This is a genomic window from Streptomyces sp. NPDC030893 (assembly GCF_055571535.1).
Genome location: NZ_JBVIFC010000010.1, coordinates 74650 through 98964 on the forward strand (window position 1 = coordinate 74650; position 24315 = coordinate 98964).

Consider the following 24315-nt stretch of genomic DNA (forward strand, 5'->3'; position numbering starts at 1 on the left):
GTGTCATGCGCCCCAGCGTGTTGCTCCTGTCACATGCGGTGCATCAGACCCGGAAGACGTCCAGGAAGCTGCTCCAGAACCCCTTCTTCCGCGCCGGTTCCTGCCGCACGGGCGTGGACGCGGTCGGCGGCAGCGGCTGCTGGGAGCCCGGCGCCGCGGCCCGGTCCTGGAGCACGGCCGCCATCCGGGTGGCGGGCGTGGGGCTGAACGTCACCGGCAGCGCCTCCAGGGCCCGGTGGAACGGCCCCGGCCGCCACCGCAGGTCCTTCTCCGGGACGGCCAGGGTGAGGTCGGGCAGCGCGTTGAGGAGCCGTTCGATCGCGGTGGTCGCGATGACCTGCGCCGGATCCTTCGCGGGGCAGGCGTGCGGCCCGGCGCCCCACGCCAGGTGGGCGCCCCTGCTGTGCGCGCGGCGGGCCTCGTCCAGCGCCGGGTCGCCGTTGGCGCCCGCGAAGGAGATCACGACCGGGGTGTTCGCCTCCGCGACATGACCGCCGAGGTCCACGTCCTGCACCGGGTAGTGGGTGGCGTAGTTGGCGATGGGCGTCTGGTTCCACAGCACGTGATCGAGCGCCTCCTCGATCAGCATGCCGCTCTGCCGGCCGCCCGACCCGGAGAGCAGCAGCATCAGGGAGCTGCCGATGAGGTTGCGCTCCGGTTCGATGCCGGCGCCCATCAGGAGCACCAGCTGGTCCTTGAGCTCCTCGTCGGTCAGCCCGGCCGGGTGCTGGATCAGCCAGGAGGTGACGTCGTCACCGGGCCGGCGCCGCTTGAGCGCGATCAGCTCCATCAGACAGGCGGTGAGCTCCTCGTTCGCGCGCAGCGCGTCCTTGCCGTCGAAGATCGCCGATATGGACGCGTTGACGGTGTCACCGATGTCCGCCGGGCAGCCGAACAGCTTGTTGAACAGCAGCAGCGGCAGCAGCTTGGCGTAGTCGCCGAGCAGATCGGCCCGGCCCCGTTCGCTGAACCGGTCGATCAGGTAGTCGGCGATCGGCTCGACGTCACGCCGGATCCGCGTGGTGCTGAGCCGGGCCAGGCTGTCCACCACGGCCTTGCGCAGCCGCAGGTGCACGGCGCCGTCGGTGAACAGACAGCTGGGCCGGTACGCCATCATCGGCAGCACCGGGCTGTCCATGCCGATGCCGCCCTCGTTCAGCGCCTTCCAGCGGCGGGCGTCGCGGGCGAACAGCTCCGTGTTCTGCAGCACCCGCAGCGCCATCTCGTGCTCGACGACCAGAGTGGCGTCCACACCGGGGGCGAGCTCGACCGGACCGGCCGGGCCGTGCGCGCGCAGCCGGTCGTAGACCTGGTGGGGGTCGGTGGCGAACGCGGCGTCGTGCATGGGGCATCTGCCGGCGGTCGCGGTGGACGGGGAGTGAGGATCCATGAAGTCTTCCTTAGTGATCCGGGGAGGGGGAGTCCCCGGGCCGGGGGGACGCGAGGAGGTCAGGCCGCACGCTCGAGCAGGTGCCGCACCAGCGCGATCAGCGCCTTCGCGGACGACTGCTGCTCCCGGGCGTCGCAGTAGACCACCGGCGTGTCCGGGAGCAGGTCGAGCGCCTCGCGCACCTCCGCCTCGCTGTACGTGGCGGCGGGGTCGAAGCAGTTCACGGCGATGGCGTACTCCAGGCCGTACCGTTCGATCAGGTCGATGACGGGGAAGGTCTCCTCCAGCCGCGCCGGGTCGACCAGCAGCAGCGCCCCGAGCGCGCCGCGCGCCATGTCCTCCCACAACTGCATGAAGCGCTGCTGACCGGGGGTGCCGAACAGGTACAGCACCAGGTCGTCGCTGAGGGTGAGACGGCCGAAGTCCAGGGCCACCGTGGTGGTCGTCTTGTCCGCCACGCCCCTGAGGTCGTCGACGTGGACGGACGCCTGGGTCATCTTCTCCTCGGTGCGCAGCGGAGTGATCTCCGACAGCGAGCCGATGAGGGTCGTCTTGCCCACGGCGAAATGTCCGACGACGAGGATCTTGGCGGCGTTGGTGACCTCGCTGGAGACGTAGATGGACTTCTGCGCCGTCTCAGCCGATGAGGGATTGGAGTCCATTCAGAACCTTCTCGAGGGTCGCTCTGTCAACGTTCTGGGCCCGGGGCGGCTCGGCCCGGCGCAGCAGGTGCCCCTGTTCCGATAAATCGGTGAGCAGCAGCCGGGCCACCCCGACGGGCAGGCCGAGGTGGCCCGCCACCTCGGCGACCGACAGGTAGCCGCCCGCGCACAGCTCCCAGATCGCCCTGACCTCGGGACCGGCCCCCAGCGGAAGCGTCCGCCCGGGAGCCAGGGTGACCAGGGTGTGCAGCGCCAGTTCGTCGGAGGACGGCAGGCTGCGCCCGCCCGTGATGACGTACGAGCGGACGAAGTCACTGGTGACGGGTGCTTCCTCGCCGGGCGTGGTCATACGCCCGCACCGCTGTCGGAGCGCGGCGCCACACTCATCGCCTTGCTCAGCGCCGCCACCGTCTTCTGCATGCGGAACGACATGGCCTCCATGTCGACGTCCAGCGCGGCGGAGACGGCGAGGTAGGCGCCCTGCCCCGCGGCGATCAGGAAGATCCAGCCGCCGTCGTACTCCAGCAGCGTCTGCTTCCAGATGCCGTGCCCCGCCCCGACGAAGCCGGCGACCGCCCGGCTGAGGGACTGCATGGAGCTCATCGCGGCGGCGTTGGTCTCCGCGTCGTCGCGTGAGATGTCGTCCGAACGCTGCAGCAGCAGGCCGTCACCCGAGACGAGGACCGCGTGGCGGGCTCCACGCACCTCGAGCACGTCGTTCAGCACCCACGACAGGTCGGTGTTCACTGGTGGTCAGGTCCTTCCGTGGTGTTCGTGTTCCGTCCGAGCTGGGTGCCGCGTGCGAAGGCCCCCAGACGGGACGCGGTCACCTCACCGGACGACTCGGACGTCTGCTCGTCGACGGCGGGCTCGGGGGCCGGCACCACCGAGATGGGTCCCTGACGCCGGCGGCGCTTGGGCAGTCCGCCGGAGGTCGTGCCCACCACGTGGGACGGGCCCACCGGCACCGGGGCCAGCCGCTGCGGCGTGCTGTCGTGGCTCTCGGCCGCGGGCTCGCGCACCGGCTCGGCCGGGGCGACGGCCTCGGCCGTCAGGAGGCTCTCCGGGACACGGATCACCGCGCGCACCCCGCCGTAGGGCGACACCGACCCGACGGATACGGCGAACCCGTACCGGGCGGCGAGCATGCCGCAGACGGCGAACCCGAACCGCGGCGGGTCGCCGAGGCCGGTGATGTCGACCGGACCGTCGGCGGACAGCAGGGCCGCGGCACGGTCCTTGGTCTCCTGGTCCATGCCCAGTCCGGCGTCGTCGATGATGAAGCACACCCCGGTCGGCACGGCCTGGATGTTGACCTCGACCGGGGTGCCCGGAGCGCTGTAGGTGGTCGCGTTGTCCAACAGCTCGGCCAGCACCACGGCCACCGGCTCCACCGCCTTGCTGGAGACGGCGACGCTCGCCTGCGCGTGGATGCTCACCCGGTTGAAGTCCTTGATGCGGCCCTGCGCGCTGCGGGCCACGTCGTAGACGGTCGCCACGCCCTCGCGCCGGCCCAGCCAGCCGCCGCACAGCACCGAGATGCCCTTGGCCCGCCGGCTGAACTGGCTGCCGGTGTGGTCCACCGACATCAGGTCCGCCAGCACCTCGGTGTCGTTGCCGTACTTCTGCAGCAGCCCGTCCAGCAGCAGCTGCTGCTCCTCGGCGAGCGACTGGAGCGTGCCCATCGCCGACTTCAGCACCGCTTTGGTCGACGACTCCGCGTCCGCCCGGACGTCCGCGAGGTCACCGCGGTGCTGGGAGTCCAGGGCGGCGATGTGCCCCTGGAGCTGGTCGACACGGCCCTGGGCCTGGCCCAGCCCCGTCTCCAGGTCGTTCTTCGTTCTTCGGAGAGCCTGGTTGGTTCTCCGCGCCCGCTGCACTGCGAAGACCGCAGCGACGAGCACCACAAGCAGGATCCACAGCAGTGGATCCTCGATCAATGACGTCATGAGACTCTCTTCAAGTCGCATCGCGCCGGGAGTGCGGGGAGCCTGCGCCGGTGTGGGGAGACCGGCCGTCGGGCGGCGCGGATCCACGGGCGGACCAAGCCTCAACTCCTCAGCGATGGGGCCTTAGAGACTGTCCCCCGTACGCGTTCGTTCATGACGCGCCGCCAGCCTACTGAAAGTGAGATGATCTTAGCAGTCGGTGGACGGCAACACGCCTGCCCCTGGCAATACTTGACTTCCCTCACGAGACCCACACACCGGCAGTGGTTTTCCGGCCCGGGCACCCGTACGGGTACTCGTGGGGACGGAAGCCGGGAAACAGGGCCGATCGGCCCTGGCCATCAGGCCCTGGACCGGCGAGGATCGTGGCGGAACACGCACGCGGACAACGAGGAGCAAGTGATGGCGGACGGCGAGCAGCCCGGCCCCGACAACCCGATCCGGGTCTTCCTGCTGGACGACCACGAGGTGGTCCGGCGCGGGGTGCACGACCTGCTGAACGACGAGCCGGACATCACCGTGGTCGGTGAGGCCGCCACCGTCGAGCAGGCCCTCGTCCGGGTCCCCGCCCTGCGCCCCCAGGTCGCCGTCCTCGACGTCCGGCTGCCCGACGGGGACGGCGTCAGCGTCTGCCGCGAGCTGCGCTCGCAGATGCCCGATCTGGCCTGTCTGATGCTGACCTCGTTCGACGACGAGGAGGCCCTGCTGGACTCGATCATGGCCGGTGCCTCCGGCTACGTGCTCAAGCAGATCCGCGGCTCCGACCTGGTGACGGCCGTGCGCACGGTGGCCCGGGGCCAGTCGCTGCTCGACCCGAGCGCCACCACCAAGCTGATGGCCCGGCTGCGCGGCGGACAGCAGAAGGAGGAGGCGCAGCCGGACGCCCTGCCGGGGCTGACCGACCGCGAACGGGAGATCCTCGCACTGATCGGCGAGGGCCTCACCAACCGCCAGATCGGCCAGCGGCTGTACCTGGCCGAGAAGACGGTGAAGAACCACATCTCCCGCCTGCTGGCCAAGCTCGGCGTGGAGCGCCGCATCCAGGCCGCCGTGATCGCCACCGAGGCCCGCGACCGCCTGCGGCAGGACGGCGGCCACTGACGACGGCGGCGCCCCCACGGTCCCGTGGGGGCGCCGGCCCGTTCACAGCAGGCTGCTCCAGTACGTCCAGAAGCGGCTCAGGACCAGCAGGACGATCACGCCGTACCAGCCGGCCAGGAGGAGCCAGTGGCTCTCCAGCGCCAGGTCCACGGCGGCGCGGGCGCGGCGCGGGACGGGCACGATGCCGTGCCGCAGGTTGTGCAGGGTCAGGTACCAGAACAGCGCGATGGTCACGATCCACACGACGGCGCAGTACGGGCAGAGACGGTCGAGGCCGTACAGCGACTGCCAGATCAGCCAGTGGACGAAGCCGACCGCCGCGAGCGCCCCGGCGTTCAGCGTGAGCCACAGCGCCCGGGGGAGCCGCCCCCCGGCCAGCGCGCTCAGCCCGAGGGCGGTCACCGCGGCGAACGCGCCGAGGCCCAGCAGCATGTTCGGAAAGCCCAGCAGGTTCCCCTGCCAGCTCGCCATCGCACTGCCGCACCCCACCACCGGGCTCACGTCGCACGACGGCTGGTAGGCGGGATCCTTCAGCAGGCGCCAGTCGTCGACGGTCAGACGGAACGACGCCAGCCAGCCCACGGCCCCGGTCACCGTCATCAGCAGGCCGATGCGCCGCCCCGGCGCGCCGGCCCCGGCCGTGCTCATGCGGCGCGCCGCCGCCGGTAGACCACGTAGGGGCGGACCAGGTAGCCGACCGGCGCGCTCCACACATGGACCAGCCGGGTGAACGGCCAGGCCGCGAAGAGCAGACACGCCGTGAGGGCGTGCAGCTGGAACAGCAGCGGGGCGCCGGCGATGGCCGCGGGCTCGGGGGAGAGACCGAACAGGCCGCGGAACCACACCGAGACGGTGGAGCGGTAGTCGTAACCGGCGCCGAAGACGTTGTGGGCGGCGGTGGCGGCGATGCCCAGCAGCACCGTCGCCGACAGCAGCGGGAAGAGCACCTTGTCGCTGCGGTCGGTACGGTGCCGGATCCGCGGGCTCAGCAGCCGGCGGGCGCACAGCATGCCGAGACCGGCGACCATGGCGACCCCGGCGACCGAACCGGCCCACACGGCGACGGTGTGGTAGGCGTGCTCGTCGACGCCCACCGCCTCCGTCCAGGAGGCCGGCACCGCGAGACCGACGACATGCCCGGCGATCACCATGAACGCGCCGAGGTGGAACAGCGGGCTGCCCCAGCGCAGCCAGCGGTGCTCCAGCAGCTGACTGGTGCGGGAGGTCCAGCCGAACTGGTCCTGCCGGTACCGCCAGACGTGTCCCACGGCGAACACCGCGAGGCAGATGTAGGGGACGGCGACCCAGAGGAGGAGGTCGGCTCCGGAGGTGTTCATCGGCACTCTTCCTGACGGTGCGCGGCGGACGGTGGTACGAGGGTGGGCGGGGCCTGGTGGGGCGGGACGAAGGCACCCGGCGGCGCGAACTCGCCGGCCCCGTACGGGTCGAGTCCGACGTCCTCGTCCGGCGGTCCCTGGGCGGCCAGTTCGGCCACCGCCCGCAGGTCGGCCTCGGTCGGCGGCGGCAGCAGTTCGATCAGCGCGGCGAGGACGTGCCGGTAGGGGGAGTCCGCGTCGGTCAGGGCGCGGTGGATCAGTTCGATGCCGCGCCGGTGCTGGCGCAGCGGGGCCTCGCCCCTGCCGGGGCCGGTCAGCGCGGCGAACTCGAGGACGACCGGGAGGTGGTCGGGGAGTTCGCCGGCGCCGGTCTCCCAGCCGGCCGCGCGGTAGCGCTGGGCGAGGGTGAGCAGCGCCATGCCGCGGCGGCGGGTGTCGCCGTGCAGGTAGTAGGTGAGGTAGAGGCTGCTGCGGCGGCGCAGGTCGAAGGTCTCGACGTAGTGCCGTTCCAGGGCGTCCGTCTCCCGGCCGGTGAACCAGGAGACGAAGGCGGCCAGGTGCCCGGCGGCCGGGGACGGCGGCAGCGCTTCGACGGTGCTGGTGATCACCGGCCGGGCGGCGGCCAGTTCGGTGTCGGGGTACTGCAGCAGCAGCGACATCAGCCGCAGCAGCAGCGCCCGCTGCTCCGTCTCCGCGGGGCTGAGCGGCGCGGTGCGGGGGGTGCGGTCCGGGCGGCGCAGGGCGGCCCGGACCCTGGTGCGGACGATGCCGGGCACGGTCGACGGCAGCGGGTTCACGGACGGCCTCCGGCGGGGGTCTCGGGGGAGCGGCGGCGCAGGGCGGGGATGCCGAGCATCACGCGGCGGCCGTCGCCGGGCGCCGGGTCGCCGGAGGACTCGACGGGGCAGCGGTTCTCCATGGCGGTCAGGGCCGCCGCGTCCTCCTTGTGCGCGGCGGGGACGACGTAGCGGTCGTCGTACTTGGCGACGGCGAGCAGCCGGTGCAGGTCCTCGGCCTCCCGCGCGGTGAGCCCGACCGCCTTGAGCACGGCCTCGTCGCCCTCCTCGCCGAGGGTGCGCTCGCGCATGTACGAGCGGAGCGCGGTGAGTTTCATCAGGACCCCGCCGACGACGTCGGTGTCCCCCGCGGTGAACAGTTCCGCCAGGTACTCCAGCGGGATGCGCAGGCGTGTGACGGCGGCGAAGACGTGGTCCGGGTCGTCCTGGTCGCCGCCCGCCGCGTCGACGGCGTCGAGCACGGGGGAGAGCGGCGGCACGTACCAGACCATCGGCAGCGTGCGGTACTCCGGGTGCAGCGGCAGCGCCACCTTGTACTTCGACACCAGGGCGTGGACCGGGGAGCGGCGGGCCGCGTCCAGCCAGTCCTCGGGGATGCCCGACTCCCGTGCGGCGGCGATCACCTCGGGGTCGAACGGGTCGAGGAAGACGCCGCGCTGGGCGTCGAGGAGGTCCTTCTCGTCCGGCGTGGCGGCGGCCTCGCCCACCCGGTCGGCGTCGTACAGCAGCAGGCCGAGGTAGCGCAGCCGGCCGACGCAGGTCTCGGAGCAGACGGTGGGCTGTCCGGCCTCGATGCGCGGGAAGCAGAAGGTGCACTTCTCGGCCTTGCCGGTGGCGTGGTTGACGTACACCTTCTTGTACGGGCACGCCGTCACGCACATCCGCCAGCCGCGGCACTTGTCCTGGTCGACCAGGACGATGCCGTCCTCGACCCGCTTGTACATCGCGCCGGACGGACAGGCCGACACACAGGCCGGGTTGAGGCAGTGCTCGCACAGCCGGGGGAGGTGGAAGAGGAAGGTCTGCTCGAACTCGAACCTGACCTTCTCGGCCCACTCGCCGCTGAGGTTGGGGTCGCGGCCGGCGTTCTCGGGGGCACCGCCGAGGCCGTCCTCCCAGTTGGCGCCCCAGGTGATCTCCGTGGGCTTGCCGGTGAGGACCGAGCGGGGCCGGGCGACCGGCATGTCGGGGCCGGCGGGGGCGCTGATGAGGTTGTCGTAGTCGTAGGTGACCGGCTCGTAGTAGTCCTCGAGCGAGGGCAGGTCGGGGTTGGAGAACAGCGACAGCAGCCGCCTGACCCGGCCACCGGAGCGCAGGACCAGGCGTCCGCGCCGGTCGAGCATCCAGCCGCCCTTCCACTGCTCCTGGTCCTCGTAGCGGCGCGGGTAGCCGACGCCGGGCTTGGTCTCCACGTTGTTGAACCAGGCGTACTCGACACCGGTGCGGTTGGTCCACGTCTGCTTGCAGGTGACGGAGCAGGTGTGGCAGCCGATGCACTTGTCGAGGTTCATCACCATCGCGATCTGTGCCATGACGCGCATTCTCAGTACTCCACTTGCTGGCTGCGGCGGCGGATGACGGTGACCTCGTCGCGCTGATTGCCGGTCGGGCCGTAGTAGTTGAAGGCGTAGGTGAACTGGGCGTAGCCGCCGGCCAGGTGGGTCGGCTTGAGCAGCAGTCTCGTCAGCGAGTTGTGCATGCCGCCGCGCTTGCCGCTGACCTCGGTCCTCGGCACGTTCACGTTGCGGTCCTGGGCGTGGTACATGTACACGGTGCCCTCGGGCATCCGGTGGGTGACCACGGCCCGGCAGGCGACGACACCGTTGCGGTTGTACGCCTCGATCCACTCGTTGTCCTTGACGCCGATCTTCTCGGCGTCCTCCCGGGACATCCAGATCACCGGTCCGCCCCGGGACAGGTCGAGCATGTACTTGTTGTCCTGGTAGTTGGAGTGGATGGACCACTTGGAGTGCGGGGTCAGATAGCGGACCGTCACCTCCGCCCGGCCGTCCTCGCGCAGATGCTCGTCGCCGTAGTGCCGGGGTGTGTTCAACGGCGGCCGGTAGACGGGCAGTTGCTCGCCGAGCTCGGTCATCCAGTCGTGCTGGACGAAGAAGTGCTGGCGGCCCGTGAGCGTGTGCCAGGGCTTGAGGTGCTCGGTGTTGATGACGAACGGGGAGTAGCGGCGTCCGCCGGTCTCCGAGCCCGACCACTCGTAGGAGGTCATCACCGAACGGGGCTGGGTGCGGGTGTCGGCGAAGGTGATCCGCTCGGCCTCGCGTTCGGCGGCCAGTTCCACCAGGCCCTCGCTGCCGGTCTGCCGCTCCAGCTCGCGGAAGCCCTCGGTGGCCAGCCGGCCGTTGGTGGTGCCGGACAGGGCCAGGATCGCCTCGCACATGTCGGAGGCGGTGGCCAGCGACGGCCGGCCGGCGGCCACGCCGTCGCGCACGGTCCCGCAGCGGTGCCGCAGGTCCTCGATCTCCCGGTCGGGGCGGACGGTGACGCCCTTGGTGGTGGTGCCCAGGGTGTCGAGGAGCGGACCCACCGCCCGCATCTTCTGGCCGACGGCCGCGTAGTCCCGCTCCACGACCACCAGCTTGGGCATGGTGCGCCCCGGCACCGGCTCGCACTCACCGGTCTTCCAGTCCTTCACCACCCCGCCGGGCTGGGCGAGTTCGTCGGGGGTGTCGTGCAGCAGCGGCACGGCCAGGACGTCGGTGCGGGTGCCCAGGTGCGCGGCGGCCAGGTCGCTGAAGCGGTCGGCGATGGTGAGGAAGCTGTCGTAGTCGGTGCGGGCCTGCCAGGGCGGCGCGATGGCCGGGGTGAAGGCGTGCACGAAGGGGTGCATGTCCGTGCTGGACAGGTCGTCCTTCTCGTACCAGGTCGCGGCCGGCAGGACCACGTCGGAGAGCAGCCCGGTGGAGGTCATCCGGAAGTCCATGGTGACCAGCAGGTCGAGCTTGCCCTCGGGCGCCTCGTCGTGCCAGACCACCTCGCGCGGGCGCTTCTCCGGCGGGGTCTCCTCCGAGCGGACGGCCGCGTCCGTGCCGAGCAGGTGCCGCAGGAAGTACTCGTTGCCCTTGCCGGAGGAGCCCAGCAGGTTCGCCCGCCACACCGTCAGTACGCGCGGGAAGTTGGCCGGGTCGTCGGGGTCCTCGGCGGCGAACCGCAGCCGCCCCGACTTCAGTTCGCCGACGATGTGCTCGGCGACCGGACGGCCCTGTGCCGCCGCCTCGTCGGTCAGGTCGAGGGGATTGCGGTCGAAGCCGGGGTGACCGGGCGTCCAGCCGAGCCGTACCGCCTGCGCCAGGCAGTCGGCGAAGCCCTTGCCCGCGAACCGGCCCTCGCCCAGCGGTGAGGCCAGCTCGTCCGGGCCGAACGCCTCGTACCGCCACTGGTCGGAGTTGAGGTACCAATAGGAGGTGCCGGCCATGTGCCGCGTGGGCCGCTGCCAGTCGAAGGCGAACGCCAGGTGCTGCAGCCCGGTGAGCGGGCGCACCTTCTCCTGGCCGACGTAGTGCGCCCAGCCGCCGCCGTTGACGCCCTGGCAGCCCGTCATGGTGGTCAGCGCGAGGAACGCCCGGTAGATGGTGTCGGAGTGGAACCAGTGGTTGGTGCCCGCACCGAGGGCGATCATCGAACGCCCCCGCGTGCGCTCGGCGTTGCGGGCGAACTCCCGGGCGATCCGGGCCGCCTGCGCGGCCGGTACGGAGGTGATGGTCTCCTGCCAGGCGGGCGTGTACGGCTCGTCGGCGTCGTCGTACGAGGCCGGCCAGCTGCCCGGCAGACCCGGCCGCTCCACCCCGTACTGGGCCAGCATCAGGTCGAAGACCGTGGTGACCCGGCGCCCGCCGACGGTGCGCACCGGAACTCCGCGGACCATGGTCGTGCCGCCCTCGGTGGCGCCCTCGTCGAAGCGGGGCAGCACGATCTCGGCCGTCTCCTCCGCCCGTTCCAGCAGCGTCAGTTCGGGTGTCACCTCGCCGAGGTCGAGGTTCCAGCGGCCCTGCTCGCCCTTCGCCCAGCGGAAGCCGAGCGACCCGTTCGGCACCACCGGCTCGCCCGTGGCCGCGTCGAGCAGCACCGTCTTGGAACCGGCGTTCTCCTCCTCGTGGCCGAGGTCCGCCGCGGTCAGGAAGCCGTCCGGGACCAGGCCGCCCTCCGGGTGCTCGCGCAGGGTGATCAGGAACGGCGCGTCGGTGAACTTCCGCAGGTAGTCCCGGAAGTAGGGCACCTCGCGGTCGACGAGGAACTCGCGCAGGACGACATGGCCCATCGCCATCGCCAGCGCGCCGTCGGTGCCCGGGTGCGGGGACATCCACTCGTCGGCGTGCTTGACGTTGTCGGCGTAGTCCGGGGAGACCGCGACGACCTTCGTGCCGTTGTAGCGGGTCTCGGTCAGGAAGTGCGCGTCCGGTGTGCGGGTGACCGGGATGTTGGAACCCCACATGATCAGGTAGCCGGCGTTCCACCAGTCCGCCGCCTCCGGCACGTCCGTCTGGTCACCGAAGACCTGCGGGGAGGCGACCGGCAGGTCCGCGTACCAGTCGTAGAAGGACAGCAGGGTGCCGCCGATCAGCGACATGAACCGGGCGCCGGCGGCGAACGACGCCATCGACATCGCGGGGATGGGGGAGAAACCGGCGACGCGGTCCGGACCGTACCGCTTGACGGTGTGCACATGGGCGGCGGCGACCAGCTCGGCCACCTCGTCCCAGTCCGCCCGCACCAGTCCGCCCTTGCCGCGCGCCCGCTTGTAGGCGCGGGCCTTCGCCGGATCACCGGTGATCTCAGCCCAGGCCGCCACCGGGTCGCCCAGCCGCTTGCGGGCCTCGCGCCACAGCTTCAGCAGGGCACCGCGCACGTACGGGTAGCGGACGCGGCTGGGGGAGTAGGTGTACCAGGAGAACGACGCGCCGCGCGGGCAGCCGCGCGGCTCGTACTCGGGGCAGTCGGTGCCGATCGACGGGTAGTCGGTGGCCTGGTGCTCCCAGGTGATGATGCCGTCCTTGACGTACACCATCCAGGAGCAGGAACCGGTGCAGTTGACGCCGTGGGTGGAGCGCACCACCTTGTCGTGGGACCAGCGGTCCCGGTAGAAGCCCTCCCACGCGGGATCGCCCTCACCGAAGACCGCGCGTCCGTCCGACGAGACCTCACGGCGGTTCAGCAGTCTGCGCGCGGCCAGCGGCCAGGTCCCCGGAGCGGGCTGCTGTCCGCGGCGTGCGCTGTGATCGTTCTCCATGGTCAGAAACCTAGGTTTCCGCGGGTGCGGCGACCTTGGGCCGAACGGCCCCGGTCGCCCGACCTACCGGCCCGCCCTCCACCGCGCGCCCGGGCCACTGGTCCCCGGCGGGCAGCCCCCGGCCGGCGGCATGGAGGGCGGCGCCGCCGGAGACACCGGAGAGGATGCCCTCGGTGCGGGCCGGGCGGCGCGCCGCCTTCCGGGCCTGGGGCAGGGAGACGCGGTGGACGTCGAACGGACGGAGGCGTCCAGGACGCCGGGGAGGAAGCCGGCGCCGAGACCCTGGACACGGTGGGGGCCGGGGTGGTGCGGCGGTGGACGTCGGGGTTGGCCGGGTCGCTGCACTGACGCGGCATGAACCAGCCGTGCCGCGCGGCCAGTCCGGCGGGGGGCGCTGTCCCGCCCCGCGCACCGTCGGAGCCGCCGGGAAGCGGCGGTCGCGGCCCTCAGGACGGGGATCGACCCGCCCGCCTCAGCCCGTGGGACATCGGCGCCGCGCCCCTCGGAGGGCGGGCGGACGGGTTCGCCGGGCCGGTGGACGGGCCCGGCCGGGACGGCTGCCGTGATTCATGGGAGCGGACGCCGGACGCGGCCCGCCCCGGCCGCTTGGGCCGGAGTACCCACCCGGCCCCGGCCGTCCGGCCCTGTTCCGGACCGGTGGGCGGGGACCGGTGGACACCGGCGCGGGCCCGCCCGGCCCACGTGACGCAGGCGCGGCGCAGGCGATGCTGGGACACGACCGGCCGCGGGAAGCGAACGGGCCGTCACGTCACCCGCCGGGCCACGTCGCCCCGTGCCACGGGCCGGGCGGCAGGCGCGACGCGCTCCCGGACCGGTCACCTTCCGGCCGTTCCTCAGTCACGGCCGGATCCGCGGTGCACCACGTTCCCGGCCGGCGTCCACCCGGGCCGGCCGCCCGGCCGAGCCGGGTCGCGTCGGGGACGTGGTGGACCGCGCCGTCCTCACCCGCGCGGGCCGGCCCGCCCGGCCATGCCCGCGGGAGGCACCTCCGTGGGCGCTCCCGCCCTCGCTCCGGCTCCCGGGGCCGCCACGGAGCCGGAAGCGGCCGGGACCCAACGGGCGCGCAGCGCAGGGGAATCGGCCCGCCACAGCGCACTGCCTCGCTGTCCCCGTACGCGGGCACGGCACCTCACGGCCCGCGTCACCGGCCCCGGCGCCCCGCCGGCCGGTGCCGCCCTCGTCACCACGGCGGACGCTCCGCACGGCGGCCTGCCCCCTGACCGTGCCCCCCGCGCCGCCCCTCCCGGCCGCGACCGTGACCGGGGGCGGCCTGCGCCCCGTGAGAGTCCGGCCGGCCCCGCCCCGGGCGCCGGAAGAGGGACCAACGGCCCACCGGACGGGGACTGATCGGCCACCGTGCGACGGGGGTCGGGTGCGGCAGGCTGACACCGACCGACCCCGGAGGTGTCCCGTGTACCACCGCAACCAGTATCCGTACGGCAGTTTCCCCCGCCGATCCCCCGAACGGATACTGCGCGCGGTCCGGGCCGGTCACCGGTCGGCCACCCGGGGGGTCTGTCCCGACTCCCGGGTGGCCGGACGAACGCCGCACGCCCGCGGGGCCCGGGGCACCCGGTGAGCGGCGCCCGGGCGATCCGCCGGCAGCACCAGGACGTCGGCGACCGGCCGTTCATCGTCATCTGGGAGTCCACCCGGGCCTGCCCGCTGGCCTGCCTGCACTGCCGCGCCGAGGCCGTGCCCGACCGGGACCCGCGCGAGCTGGACACGGCGGCGGCCAAGGACCTGCTGCGCCAGGTCGCCGCGTTCGGACAGCCGGCCCCCCTGTTCGTCATCACCGGCGGCGACCCCTTCCAGCGTCCCGACCTCAACGAACTGATCTCCTACGGCCAGGAGGTGGGGGTCCGCGTCGCCGTGTCGCCGTCCGGCACCCCGACGCTCACCCCGCAGCGGCTGCGGGAGGTGCACGCGGCCGGCGCGGTGGGACTCTCCCTCAGCCTGGACGGGTCCACCGCCCCACTGCACGACGGCTTCCGCGGTGTGCCCGGCGTCTACCGGTGGACGCTGGACGCCTGGGACACCGCCCGCGCGATGGGCATGAAGGTGCAGATCAACACCACGGTCACCCGGCACAACCTGCACGACCTGCCGGACGTCGTCCGTCTCGTCCGCGACCACGGGGCGATGCTCTGGAGCGCCTTCTTCCTCGTGCCCACCGGCCGCGGCCGGCAACTCGGCGAACTCACCCCCGCCGAGACCGAGGACGTACTGAACTTCGTGTACGACGTGGGCCTGACCGTGCCCGCCAAGACGACCGAGGCCCACCACTTCCGCCGGGTCGCGCTCCAGCGCACGATCCTCGCGGAGCGCGGCGACGACCACGTGGAGCTGCTGGGACTCGGCCCGCTCTACCGCGAGTTGCGGGCGCGCGGCACCGAGCTGGGGCTGGACGCCGGGGGCCGCCGGGCGCGCCGCCCGCCGCTGGACGTCAACGCCGCCCGCGGTTTCGTCTTCGTGTCGCACACCGGCACCGTGCACCCCAGCGGCTTCCTGCCGCTGGGCGCGGGCAGCGTACGCACCCGCCCGCTGGCGGAGATCTACCGCTCCTCGGAACTGTTCACCGGCCTGCGGGACGCCGACGGCCTGGGCGGCCGGTGCGGACGGTGCGAGTTCCGCCGGGTCTGCGGCGGGTCCCGGTCCCGCGCGTACGGCGTCACCGGCGACCCGTACGCCGAGGAGCCCTGGTGCGGCTACCGGCCCGGCTCCTTCCCCCACCAGCGGGAACTGGCGGCGCTGCTGTCCGGTGCCGGCCGGCCCGCCGCCGAGGGCCCCGTCGTCCCGCACCCCCGCGTCCCGCTCCGGGGAGCGTCGTGACCGCCGGCCGGGACGAGCCCGCACCCCCCGCCGGCCGGGCCGGCGACAGACGGCACCCGTCGGACCCGGCCGGCCGCCACCTGGGGGCCCGCGCACACGGCGGGCGCGGCGGTGCGGACCGCTCCGGCGGCTCCTCCGGGCGGCCCGCCCGGTGGGGAACGGCGGCCGGCGCGGCGCTGACCGTACTGGCCGTGCTCGCCGCCAACAGCGGCGGCGGAACCGGGGAACCGGCCGTCGCCGCCGGAACGGGCACCGGTGCCGCCGTCACGCGCACCGTCGAGGTCACCCTGGAGAACATGCGGGTCCGGCCCGCCCGCATCGATGTCGCGAAGGGCACGTCCCTGCGCCTGGTGGTCACCAACACCGACGCCCAGCGCCACGACCTCAGGGTCGAGGACGGACCCGCCACCCCGCTGCTCGCCCGCGGCCAGAGCCGTACCCTCGACCTCGGCCCCGTCGACGGGGACCGCGAGGCCTGGTGCACCGTGCCCGGGCACCGCGCGGCCGGTATGACCCTGGACATCGTCGTCCGCGACACGGAGGCCCCCTCCCCCCACCGGGCGGCCGGCGACGCGCACCGCGGCCACTCCGGCGCGCAGGGCGGCGACACCGGCCTCGACCTCGGCGCCGCGTTCTCCCCGGGCTGGCGGGAGCGCCCCGCCGACCTCTCCCCCGCCCCCGGCGGGCGGCTCCACAAGGTGGAACTGCGCGCCGGCCGCACCACCGTGGAGGTCGCCCCCGGTGTGAAGCAGCGGATGTGGACCTTCGGCGGCACCGCTCCCGGCCCCACCCTGCGCGGCAAGGTCGGCGACGTCTTCGAGATCACCCTGGTCAACGACGACGAGGGCATGGGCCACGGCATCGACTTCCACGCCGGATCCCTCGCCCCCGACAAGCCCATGCGCACCCTCCGGCCCGGCGAACGCCTCGTCTACCGGTTCCGCGCCGAGAAGGCCGGGGCCTGGCTCTACCACTGCAGCACCGCCCCCATGCTCCAGCACATCGGGAACGGCATGTACGGCGCCGTCGTCATCGACCCGCCCGGACTGGAGAAGGTGGACCGCGAATACCTCCTGGTCTCCTCCGCGCTCTACCTGGGCACACCGGGCAGCACCGCCCAGGTGGCCAAGATGCGCGAGGGCACCCCCGACGCCTGGGTCTTCAACGGTGTCGCGGCCCAGTACGCCCAGCGGCCCCTGAGGGCGCGGGCCGGGGAACGGGCCCGGTTCTGGGTGATCGACGCCGGACCGAGCGACCCGGTCGCCTTCCACATCGTGGGAACCGTCTTCGACACGGTGTACAAGGAGGGCGCCCACCTGCTGGAACCCGGGGCGCCCGGCGGGGCCCAGGTGCTCGATCTGGCGCCGGCCCAGGGCGGATTCGTCGAGACGGTGTTCCCCGAGGCCGGGCACTACTCCTTCGTCGACCACGACATGCGCCACGCCGAGGCCGGGGCGCACGGCACCGTGGAGGTGAGCCCGTAGTGGACGCCGTGGGGCCGTGGTCCCTGGTGCGCTTCGCCCATGTGGCAGGCGCCGCGCTGTGGGTGGGCGGGCAACTGGCCCTGTCCCTGGTGATCCTGCCGCTCGCCAGGCGCCTGCTCGCCCCCGACGCCAAGGACCGCTTCACCGCCGAGGCGGGACGCCGTTTCGGGATGCTCACCGGCGCGCTGTTCCTGCCGGTGCAGATCGGTACGGGCATCGCCATGGCCTGGCACAAGGGCGTCACCTGGGCGTCCCTCGCCGAGCCCGGCTACGGCCGCACGCTCGCGGCCAAACTGGTGCTGTTCGCCCTGGTCATGGCCGCCGCGGCCGGCCACGGCATCGCCCACTCGCGGCACCGCACGGACCTGGCCCGCGCCCTCGCCGTCGTCTCCCTCGTGTGCTCCCTGGGAGTCGTCCTGCTCGCCACCGCGCTGCCGGCCACGTAGGGCGGTCGGACCTGCCGACGGGGCACCGGTCCCGCTGCGGCGCCACCGGATCCCTCCGGCGTGGACCACCGGGCAGGCCGGGTCGCTCGGCGCCGGCCAGGGGCCGAGTGGCCCTCGTCACGTGCCCGGCCGCGGCGCAGGGTGGGAATCAAGGGCAGTCCTCCTCCACACCGGAGGTTCCCGGACGGCGAGGAGCCACGATGCACATCGACAAGATCGACGCCCTGGCGCTGGAGACGCTGCTGGCCGCGGCCGTGGCGGCACCGTCGATCCACAACACCCAGCCCTGGCGCTTCGGTTTCGACCTGAGCACCCGGTCGGTCACCGTACACGCCGACCACAGCCGCCACCTGGCACTGGCCGACCCGCAGGGACGCGCGCTGTACCTCTCCGCCGGCTCGGCGGTGTTCAACCTGAGGGTCGCCGCGGCCCATCTCGGCTGGGAGCCCGTCCCGCACCTGCTGCCGGACCCGCGCGATCCCGATCTGCTCGCCACCGTGCAGCTGACCGTCCCCGCCGCCCGCCCGCCGGACTACCGCACGCTGTACGCGGCCGTGGCCCGTCGCCACTCCAGCCGGATGCCGTTCACCGGCCGCCCGGTGCCCGAGCCCGTCGTCGCCGGCATGACCGGCGCCGCCCGGGCCGAGGGCGCGCACCTGTACGTCCCGGACATCGTCCGGGCACGCCGCCTGCTGCGGGTGACGGCGGCGGCCGAACTGCGCAACGCCGCCGACGGCGCGCGTACCGCCGAGAGCCGCGCCTGGATCGCGCCGCCCGGAGCGACCCCCTACGGCATCCCCTTCACCACGTCCCGTCCGCTGGACGCCGCGGGACGCATGCCGATGCGGGACTTCACCGGCCGCCCGCCCGTACCCGGGCGGCCCCGGCTGCGGTTCGAACGGCACGCCCAGGTCGCCCTGTTGTGGACCGTCGGCGACCGGCCGCGCGACTGGCTGCTGGCCGGCCAGGCACTCGAACGCGCCCTGCTGGTGGCCACCGCGCACGGAGTGCGGACGTCGCTGCTCCACCAGGCCATGGAATGGCCCGACCTGCGTGAGGCGATGCGGGTCCCCACCGCCAGATGGTGCAGGCCGCAGCTGCTGGTCCGCTTCGGTTACGGCCCCGAGGCCAAGGGAACCCCCACGCCGAGGGCTGTGCCGCGTACGGCCGGCCGGGGGGCGGGGGACGCCGTTCGGTCCCCGGTCCCGGGACCGCCGGTCCCCGGTGATCGGGACCGACGGCCCAACGCCTCACCGCACTCCCCGGCCGATAGTGGTCGTGGGACGCCGGCACACAGCCCGGGTGTCCGCGGCACCGACTGAGACGGGCCGCACCGCGAACAGGGAGGACGGACGGCATGCTCCAGCCGTCGAGCAGTTCGAATCGAGCACCGGAACGCGGTCCGGCCGCGAGCGGCCGGCCCTGGCTGATGCTGGCCCTCGCCACCGTCGGCTTCGCCGTGAACTTCTGGGCCTGGGCCCTGCTCAGCCCTCTCGCCCCCAGGCTGCAGGACTCCCTGGGGCTGTCGTCGTTCCAGCAGTCGCTGCTGGTGGCCGTACCGGTGATCGTCGGCTCACTGGGCCGCATCCCGGTCGGCGCGCTCACCGACCGGTTCGGCGGACGGGTGATGTTCCCGCTGGTGTCCGTGGCCACCATCGTGCCCGTGCTCTACCTGGGCCTGGCCGGGCACTCCTCGTTCGCCGCGCTGCTGGCCGGCGGCTTCTTCCTGGGCATCGGCGGCACCTCCTTCGCCATCGGCGTGCCCTTCGTCAGCGCCTGGTTCCCGCCCGAGCGCCGGGGCCTGGCCATCGGCGTGTTCGGCGCCGGCATGGGCGGCACCGCGATCAGCGCCCTCACCACCGTGAAGCTGGTGGACGCGAACGGCATGGCCAACCCCTTCCTCATCACCGCCGCCGTGCTGGCCGCCTACGCGGCGGTCGCGGCCCTCGTGCTGCGCGACGCCCCCGGGCGCACCGTGCCCACCGAACCGCTGGCCCGCAGGCTCCGCGCCACCTTCAAGCTGGGCATCACCTGGCAGGCGTCCGCCCTGTACGCGGTGGCCTTCGGCGGCTACGTCGCCTTCTCGGTCTACCTGCCCACCTACCTCAAGACCGGCTACGGCCTCACCCAGGCGGACGCGGCCAACCGTATGGCGGGATTCGTGCTGCTGGCCGTGGCCATGCGCCCGGTCGGCGGCTGGCTGTCGGACCGCGTCGGACCCGTACGGGTACTGACCGGCTCCCTGGGCCTGGTGACCGCCGGCGCCCTGGCGCAGGCGTTCACCCCCGCCCTGGCGCCCGTCGGCACCATCGCGTTCCTGGCCATGGCCGCCGCACTCGGCGCGGGCAGCGGCGCCGTCTTCGCCCTGGTGGCCCTGCTGGCCCCGGCGAACAAGGTCGGCTCGGTCACCGGCGTCGTCGGCGCCGCGGGCGGCCTCGGCGGCTTCCTGCCCCCGCTGGTGATGGGCGCGCTGTACGGCGCGTACGGCTCCTACGCCCTGGGCCTGGCCCTGCTGGCCCTGGTGGCCGCCGCCGCACTCGCCTACACCGCGACCGGCGTCCGCCGCGGGATCGACCGCCGCGTCCCCGCCACCCAGTCCCACTGATCCGGTACGGCACCGGGAAGGAGGCAACACCATGTGCGAGTACTGCGGCTGCCAGTCCGTCACCGCGATCGGCGAACTCACCCGCGAGCACGACGAGGTGGTGAACCTCATCAGCCTCGTACGCGACGCCCACCGCGACGGGGACACCGTCCGGACGGCCGAACTGGCCCGCCGCATCGCGGCCGTGCTCGAACCCCACACCGAGGTCGAGGAGCACGGGCTCTTCCCCGCCCTCGCCGACGAGTTCCCCGAGCAGCTGGCCGCCCTCGAGGACGAACACCGCCGCGTCGAGGCCGTGCTGGGCGAGGCGGAGGCGGGCACACCGTCCGACCCGACCTGGCCGGACCGGCTGATCGGCGTGCTCGACCTGCTGCGCCTGCACATCCTCAAGGAACAGGACGGCGTCTTCCCCGCCGCGCTGGCGGCCCTGTCCACCGAGCAGTGGGAGGCCGTCGAAGCGGTGCGCGCCCGCGCCGGCACCCGTGCGGAGCAGCCGGCCGGCTGAGCCGGGACCGGGCCGCCCGGCCCGGTTCACCGCCCGGCCCGAGTGAAAGGGGGGTACAAAGGGACCCGCGGCCAAAAAGATGCACCGGTGACGAATATCTGTCCGGTAGTCAGGCAAGACGAGCCAGTGCGTACCACGGCCGGGACCCGAGCGAGCATCCCACGGACGCGTCCGGCGTCCGGGAAGGAGCGGCGGAGTGAGCACCGAGGCGAGCCCGACACCGGGAAGGACGGGCCGGGAGACGAAACCCCCGGGCATGGACGGTGAGGTGGCTCAGGCGCTGGTCGGCTCACGCCGCTTCTTCACCCGGGCGGAGATCTCCGGGGACCTGCGCTCGATGCACCGCAAGGGAGGCCGCCAGGCGGACGAGTTCTACCGGGACCGCTGGTCGCACGACAAGGTGGTGCGCTCCACCCACGGCGTGAACTGCACCGGCTCCTGCTCGTGGAAGGTGTACGTCAAGGACGGCATCATCACCTGGGAGGCCCAGCAGACCGACTACCCCTCCGTCGGCCCGGACAGCCCGGAGTACGAGCCGCGCGGCTGCCCCCGGGGCGCCGCCTTCTCCTGGTACACCTACTCGCCCACCCGGGTCCGCTACCCGTATGTGCGCGGCGTGCTGCTGTCGATGTACCGGGAGGCCAAGGCCCGCCTCGGCGACCCGGTGGCGGCCTGGGCGGACATCGTCTCCGACCCGGAGCGTTCCCGCCGCTACAAACGGGCGCGCGGCAAGGGCGGCCTGGTGCGGGCGACCTGGGCGGAGGCGGCGGAGCTGGCCGCCGCCGCGCACGTCCACACCATCAAGCGGTACGGACCGGACCGGCTGGCCGGGTTCTCCCCGATCCCGGCCATGTCGATGGTCTCCCACGCCGCGGGGGCCCGCTTCTACTCCCTGCTCGGCGGGGTGATGCTCTCCTTCTACGACTGGTACGCCGACCTGCCCGTCGCCTCCCCGCAGGTGTTCGGCGACCAGACCGACGTACCGGAGTCCGGGGACTGGTGGGACGCCGGCTATCTGATCATGTGGGGTTCCAACCTGCCGGTGACGCGCACCCCGGACGCCCACTGGATGGCCGAGGCCCGCTACCGGGGGCAGAAGGTGGTCGCGGTCTCCCCGGACTACGCGGACAACGTGAAGTTCGCCGACGAGTGGCTGGCCGCGCAGCCCGGCACGGACGGCGCGCTCGCGATGGCCATGGGGCATGTCGTCCTGAAAGAGTTCTTCGTCGACCGCGAGACCCCCTACTTCGCCGACTACGTCCGGCGGTTCACGGACCTGCCCTTCCTGGTCACGCTCGACGAGAGCGGGGACGGGCCGGGCACGTACACGCCGGGGAAGTTCCTCACCGCCTCCGACCTGGGCGGCGAGCCCGCCCGGTCCGAACACGCCGAGTTCCGGACGGTGCTGCTGGACGAGGCCACCGGACTGCCCGTGGTGCCGAACGGCACCCTCGGCGACCGCTTCGGCGAGTCCGGCGCCGGCAAGTGGAACCTCGACCTCGGCGGGACGCGGCCCCTGCTCTCCGCGGCGGGCGGCGACGAACCGGCCGCCGTCGTCGAACTGCCCCGCTTCGACGCCCCGGACGGCAGCGCCGCGCGGCTGCGCCGCGGCGTACCGGTGCGCCGGGTGGCCGGGCGGCTGGTGACCACGGTGTACGACCTGCTGCTCGCCCAGTACGGCGTGGCCCGCGACGGTCTGCCCGGCACCTGGCCCACCGGCTACGACGACGCGAGCGAGCCGTACACTCCCGCCTGGCAGGCCGCGATCACCGGTGTGGACGCCGGCCGGGCGGCACGGATCGCCCGCGAGTTCGCCGCCAACGCCGAGGACTCACGCGGCCGTTCGATGATCATCATGGGGGCGGGCACCAACCACTGGTTCCACTCCGACACCATCTACCGGGCGTTCCTGACCCTGACCACCCTGACCGGCTGCCAGGGGGTCAACGGCGGCGGCTGGGCGCACTACGTCGGCCAGGAGAAGGTCCGCCCGATCACCGGCTACTCGGCGATCGCCACCGCCTCGGACTGGAACCGTCCGGCCCGGCAGATGATCCAGACCGCCTACTGGTACCTGCACAGCGACCAGTTCCGCTACGACCCGTTCTCCGCCGACACCCTCGCGGCGGCCGGCGCCGGCGGGCCCTTCGCCGGGAAGAGCACGGCGGACGTCATCGCCGCCTCGGCCCGGATGGGCTGGATGCCCTCCTACCCGACCTTCGACCGCAACCCCCTGGACCTCGCCGACGAGGCAGAGGCCGCCGGCCGTGCCCCCGGTGAGCACGTGGTGGACGAACTCAGGGCGGGACGGCTGAAGTTCGCGGGCGAGGACCCCGACGCACCCGAGAACTTCCCCCGGGTGCTCACCGTCTGGCGGGCCAACCTGCTGGGCTCCTCGGCCAAGGGCAACGAGTACTTCCTCAAACACCTGCTGGGCACCGACTCCTCGGTGCGCGCCACCGAGGCCCCGCCCGACGCCCGCCCCACCGACGTGGTGTGGCGGGACGAGGCGCCGGAGGGCAAACTCGATCTGCTGCTCACCCTCGACTTCCGCATGACCAGCACCACCGTCTTCTCCGACATCGTGCTGCCCGCCGCCACCTGGTACGAGAAGTACGACCTCTCCAGCACGGACATGCACCCCTTCGTGCACTCCTTCAACCCGGCGATCGCCCCGCCCTGGCAGACCCGCACCGACTTCGACATCTTCCACACCCTCGCCAGGGAGTTCAGCCGCCAGGCCGCCGACCACCTCGGGGTGCGCAAGGACCTGGTGGCCGCGCCGCTGCTGCACGACACCCCCGACGCGATGGCCACCCCGCACGGCAGGGTGCGGGACTGGAAGGCGGGGGAGTGCGAGCCGGTGCCGGGCCGCACCATGCCGAAACTGATCACCGTCGAACGCGACTACGCCGCGATCGCCGACAAGATGGCCGCCCTCGGCCCGCTGCTGGACTCCCTCGGCGCCACCACCAAGGGCGTCACCTTCAAGGTCGAGCGCGAACTGGACTACCTGCGGCACAAGAACGGCACCGTGCGCGGCGGGGCCGCCGACGGCCGCCCCTCGATCGCCCGCGACTCCCAGGCCTGCGAGGCGATCCTCGCCCTGTCCGGCACCACCAACGGGCACCTCGCCACCCAGGGCTTCCACACCCTTCAGGCCCGCACCGGCACCCGGCTCGCGGATCTCGCCGCCGAGCACGAGGGCAAGCGGATCACCTTCGCCGACACCCAGACCGCCCCGGTCCCGGTCATCACCTCGCCCGAGTGGTCCGGCTCGGAGACCGGCGGACGGCGCTACTCCCCGTTCACCGTCAACGTCGAGCGGTCCAAGCCCTGGCACACCCTCACCGGCCGCCAGCACTTCTACCTCGACCACGACTGGATGACCGCCCTCGGTGAACAACTCCCCGTATACCGGCCGCCGTTGAACATGCACGCCCTCTTCGACGAGCCGCGCCTGGGCGAGACCGGCGAACTCGGCGTCACCGTGCGCTACCTGACCCCGCACAACAAGTGGTCCATCCACTCCGAGTACCAGGACAACCTCTTCATGCTGTCCCTGTCCCGGGGCGGCCCGCACATCTGGATGAGCACCCAGGACGCGGCGAAGGTGGGGGTGCGGGACAACGACTGGATCGAGGCGGTGAACCGCAACGGCGTCGTGGCCGCCCGCGCGGTCGTCTCGCACCGCATGCCCGAGGGCACCGTGTACATGTACCACGCCCAGGACCGGCTGATCGACGTCCCCCGCACCGAGACCACCGGCCGGCGCGGCGGCATCCACAACTCCCTCACCCGCCTGCTGATCAAACCCAGCCATCTCATCGGCGGCTACGCCCAGTTGAGCTACGCCTTCAACTACCTCGGTCCGACCGGCAACCAGCGCGACGAGGTGACCGTGATCCGGCGCCGCTCGAACCAGGAGGTGGAGTACTGAG

Annotated in this window: 18 protein-coding genes; 8 read left to right on the forward strand and 10 right to left on the reverse strand. The window is 72.9% G+C overall.

All coding sequences use genetic code 11. The features are described from left to right. Positions 1-43 precede the first annotated feature (43 nt). From ACZ434_RS19900 to ACZ434_RS19920, 5 genes are all read right to left on the reverse strand, one after another. Complete coding sequence (locus ACZ434_RS19900) at positions 44-1345, reverse strand: cytochrome P450 family protein (protein ID WP_468457850.1); 1302 nt, start codon at positions 1343-1345, stop codon at positions 44-46. 104 nt (positions 1346-1449) lie between these two features. Continuing rightward, complete coding sequence (locus tag ACZ434_RS19905) at positions 1450-2052, reverse strand: GTP-binding protein (protein ID WP_468457553.1); 603 nt, start codon at positions 2050-2052, stop codon at positions 1450-1452. Further along, positions 2027-2401: a DUF742 domain-containing protein gene (locus ACZ434_RS19910; RefSeq protein ID WP_468457555.1), complete on the reverse strand. Its 375-nt coding sequence runs from the start codon at positions 2399-2401 to the stop codon at positions 2027-2029. Before ACZ434_RS19910 ends, ACZ434_RS19905 begins: the two co-directional genes overlap by 26 nt. Then, on the reverse strand, positions 2398-2799 hold the full coding sequence (locus ACZ434_RS19915; RefSeq protein ID WP_468457557.1) for a roadblock/LC7 domain-containing protein: 402 nt from the start codon (positions 2797-2799) through the stop codon (positions 2398-2400). The genes ACZ434_RS19910 and ACZ434_RS19915 overlap by 4 nt, the downstream gene beginning before the upstream one ends. Beyond that, entirely contained in the window at positions 2796-4001 is a 1206-nt protein-coding gene (locus ACZ434_RS19920) for an ATP-binding protein (protein ID WP_468457558.1), read from the reverse strand. Before ACZ434_RS19920 ends, ACZ434_RS19915 begins: the two co-directional genes overlap by 4 nt. Positions 4002-4403: 402 nt before the next feature. Here ACZ434_RS19920 and ACZ434_RS19925 point away from each other — a divergent pair, with 402 nt between their 5' ends. Beyond that, positions 4404-5102 carry a response regulator gene (locus tag ACZ434_RS19925; protein WP_468457559.1) on the forward strand — a complete coding sequence of 233 codons (699 nt, stop codon included), beginning with the start codon at positions 4404-4406 and terminating at the stop codon, positions 5100-5102. A gap of 42 nt (positions 5103-5144) precedes the next feature. Here the strand turns inward: ACZ434_RS19925 and ACZ434_RS19930 are convergent, their stop codons facing one another. The 5 genes from ACZ434_RS19930 to ACZ434_RS19950 are packed head-to-tail and all read right to left on the reverse strand — an operon-like array spanning position 5145 to position 12481. Next, positions 5145-5750, reverse strand: coding sequence for a vitamin K epoxide reductase family protein (locus ACZ434_RS19930; RefSeq protein WP_468457561.1), 606 nt, complete (start codon positions 5748-5750; stop codon positions 5145-5147). Beyond that, a complete protein-coding gene (gene narI / locus ACZ434_RS19935) occupies positions 5747-6439 on the reverse strand; it encodes a respiratory nitrate reductase subunit gamma (protein ID WP_468457563.1) in 693 nt (230 codons plus the stop codon). Before narI ends, ACZ434_RS19930 begins: the two co-directional genes overlap by 4 nt. After that, positions 6436-7236, reverse strand: a complete 801-nt coding sequence (gene narJ, locus ACZ434_RS19940; RefSeq protein ID WP_468457565.1) for a nitrate reductase molybdenum cofactor assembly chaperone — start codon at positions 7234-7236, stop codon at positions 6436-6438. Before narJ ends, narI begins: the two co-directional genes overlap by 4 nt. Continuing rightward, positions 7233-8777 (reverse strand): nitrate reductase subunit beta, encoded by a 1545-nt coding sequence (gene narH / locus ACZ434_RS19945; protein WP_468457567.1) that lies wholly within the window; start codon positions 8775-8777, stop codon positions 7233-7235. The genes narJ and narH overlap by 4 nt, the downstream gene beginning before the upstream one ends. Positions 8778-8779: 2 nt before the next feature. Continuing rightward, positions 8780-12481, reverse strand: coding sequence for a nitrate reductase subunit alpha (locus tag ACZ434_RS19950; RefSeq protein WP_468457569.1), 3702 nt, complete (start codon positions 12479-12481; stop codon positions 8780-8782). A gap of 1596 nt (positions 12482-14077) precedes the next feature. Here ACZ434_RS19950 and ACZ434_RS19955 point away from each other — a divergent pair. From ACZ434_RS19955 to ACZ434_RS19985, 7 genes are all read left to right on the forward strand, one after another. Then, positions 14078-15334, forward strand: coding sequence for a TIGR04053 family radical SAM/SPASM domain-containing protein (locus ACZ434_RS19955; protein ID WP_468457571.1), 1257 nt, complete (start codon positions 14078-14080; stop codon positions 15332-15334). Beyond that, the gene (locus ACZ434_RS19960) at positions 15331-16818 is read left to right on the forward strand and encodes a multicopper oxidase domain-containing protein (RefSeq protein ID WP_468457573.1); all 1488 of its coding nucleotides are present in this window, start codon (positions 15331-15333) and stop codon (positions 16816-16818) included. The genes ACZ434_RS19955 and ACZ434_RS19960 overlap by 4 nt, the downstream gene beginning before the upstream one ends. Next, positions 16818-17264 (forward strand): hypothetical protein, encoded by a 447-nt coding sequence (locus tag ACZ434_RS19965; RefSeq protein ID WP_468457575.1) that lies wholly within the window; start codon positions 16818-16820, stop codon positions 17262-17264. The genes ACZ434_RS19960 and ACZ434_RS19965 overlap by 1 nt, the downstream gene beginning before the upstream one ends. A 200-nt stretch (positions 17265-17464) precedes the next feature. Beyond that, complete coding sequence (locus tag ACZ434_RS19970) at positions 17465-18586, forward strand: Acg family FMN-binding oxidoreductase (protein WP_468457577.1); 1122 nt, start codon at positions 17465-17467, stop codon at positions 18584-18586. Positions 18587-18621: 35 nt separating this feature from the next. Beyond that, positions 18622-19869, forward strand: a complete 1248-nt coding sequence (locus ACZ434_RS19975) for a nitrate/nitrite transporter (RefSeq protein ID WP_468457580.1) — start codon at positions 18622-18624, stop codon at positions 19867-19869. A 31-nt stretch (positions 19870-19900) separates the two neighbouring features. After that, positions 19901-20374 carry a hemerythrin domain-containing protein gene (locus tag ACZ434_RS19980; RefSeq protein WP_468457582.1) on the forward strand — a complete coding sequence of 158 codons (474 nt, stop codon included), beginning with the start codon at positions 19901-19903 and terminating at the stop codon, positions 20372-20374. A gap of 256 nt (positions 20375-20630) precedes the next feature. After that, the gene (locus ACZ434_RS19985) at positions 20631-24314 is read left to right on the forward strand and encodes a nitrate reductase subunit alpha (RefSeq protein WP_468457852.1); all 3684 of its coding nucleotides are present in this window, start codon (positions 20631-20633) and stop codon (positions 24312-24314) included. Position 24315 lies beyond the last annotated feature (1 nt).

What these genes read in the sequence shown, in the direction of transcription:
- ACZ434_RS19900 (WP_468457850.1), bottom strand. Translation starts at nt 1,345, where the DNA reads ATGCACGACGCCGCGTTCGCCACCGACCCCCACCAGGTCTACGACCGG.
- ACZ434_RS19905 (WP_468457553.1), bottom strand. Translation starts at nt 2,052, where the DNA reads ATGGACTCCAATCCCTCATCGGCTGAGACGGCGCAGAAGTCCATCTAC.
- ACZ434_RS19910 (WP_468457555.1), bottom strand. Translation starts at nt 2,401, where the DNA reads ATGACCACGCCCGGCGAGGAAGCACCCGTCACCAGTGACTTCGTCCGC.
- ACZ434_RS19920 (WP_468457558.1), bottom strand. Translation starts at nt 4,001, where the DNA reads ATGACGTCATTGATCGAGGATCCACTGCTGTGGATCCTGCTTGTGGTG.
- ACZ434_RS19925 (WP_468457559.1), top strand. Translation starts at nt 4,404, where the DNA reads ATGGCGGACGGCGAGCAGCCCGGCCCCGACAACCCGATCCGGGTCTTC.
- ACZ434_RS19930 (WP_468457561.1), bottom strand. Translation starts at nt 5,750, where the DNA reads ATGAGCACGGCCGGGGCCGGCGCGCCGGGGCGGCGCATCGGCCTGCTG.
- narI (WP_468457563.1), bottom strand. Translation starts at nt 6,439, where the DNA reads ATGAACACCTCCGGAGCCGACCTCCTCCTCTGGGTCGCCGTCCCCTAC.
- narH (WP_468457567.1), bottom strand. Translation starts at nt 8,777, where the DNA reads ATGCGCGTCATGGCACAGATCGCGATGGTGATGAACCTCGACAAGTGC.
- ACZ434_RS19950 (WP_468457569.1), bottom strand. Translation starts at nt 12,481, where the DNA reads ATGGAGAACGATCACAGCGCACGCCGCGGACAGCAGCCCGCTCCGGGG.
- ACZ434_RS19970 (WP_468457577.1), top strand. Translation starts at nt 17,465, where the DNA reads ATGCACATCGACAAGATCGACGCCCTGGCGCTGGAGACGCTGCTGGCC.
- ACZ434_RS19975 (WP_468457580.1), top strand. Translation starts at nt 18,622, where the DNA reads ATGCTCCAGCCGTCGAGCAGTTCGAATCGAGCACCGGAACGCGGTCCG.
- ACZ434_RS19980 (WP_468457582.1), top strand. Translation starts at nt 19,901, where the DNA reads ATGTGCGAGTACTGCGGCTGCCAGTCCGTCACCGCGATCGGCGAACTC.
- ACZ434_RS19985 (WP_468457852.1), top strand. Translation starts at nt 20,631, where the DNA reads ATGGACGGTGAGGTGGCTCAGGCGCTGGTCGGCTCACGCCGCTTCTTC.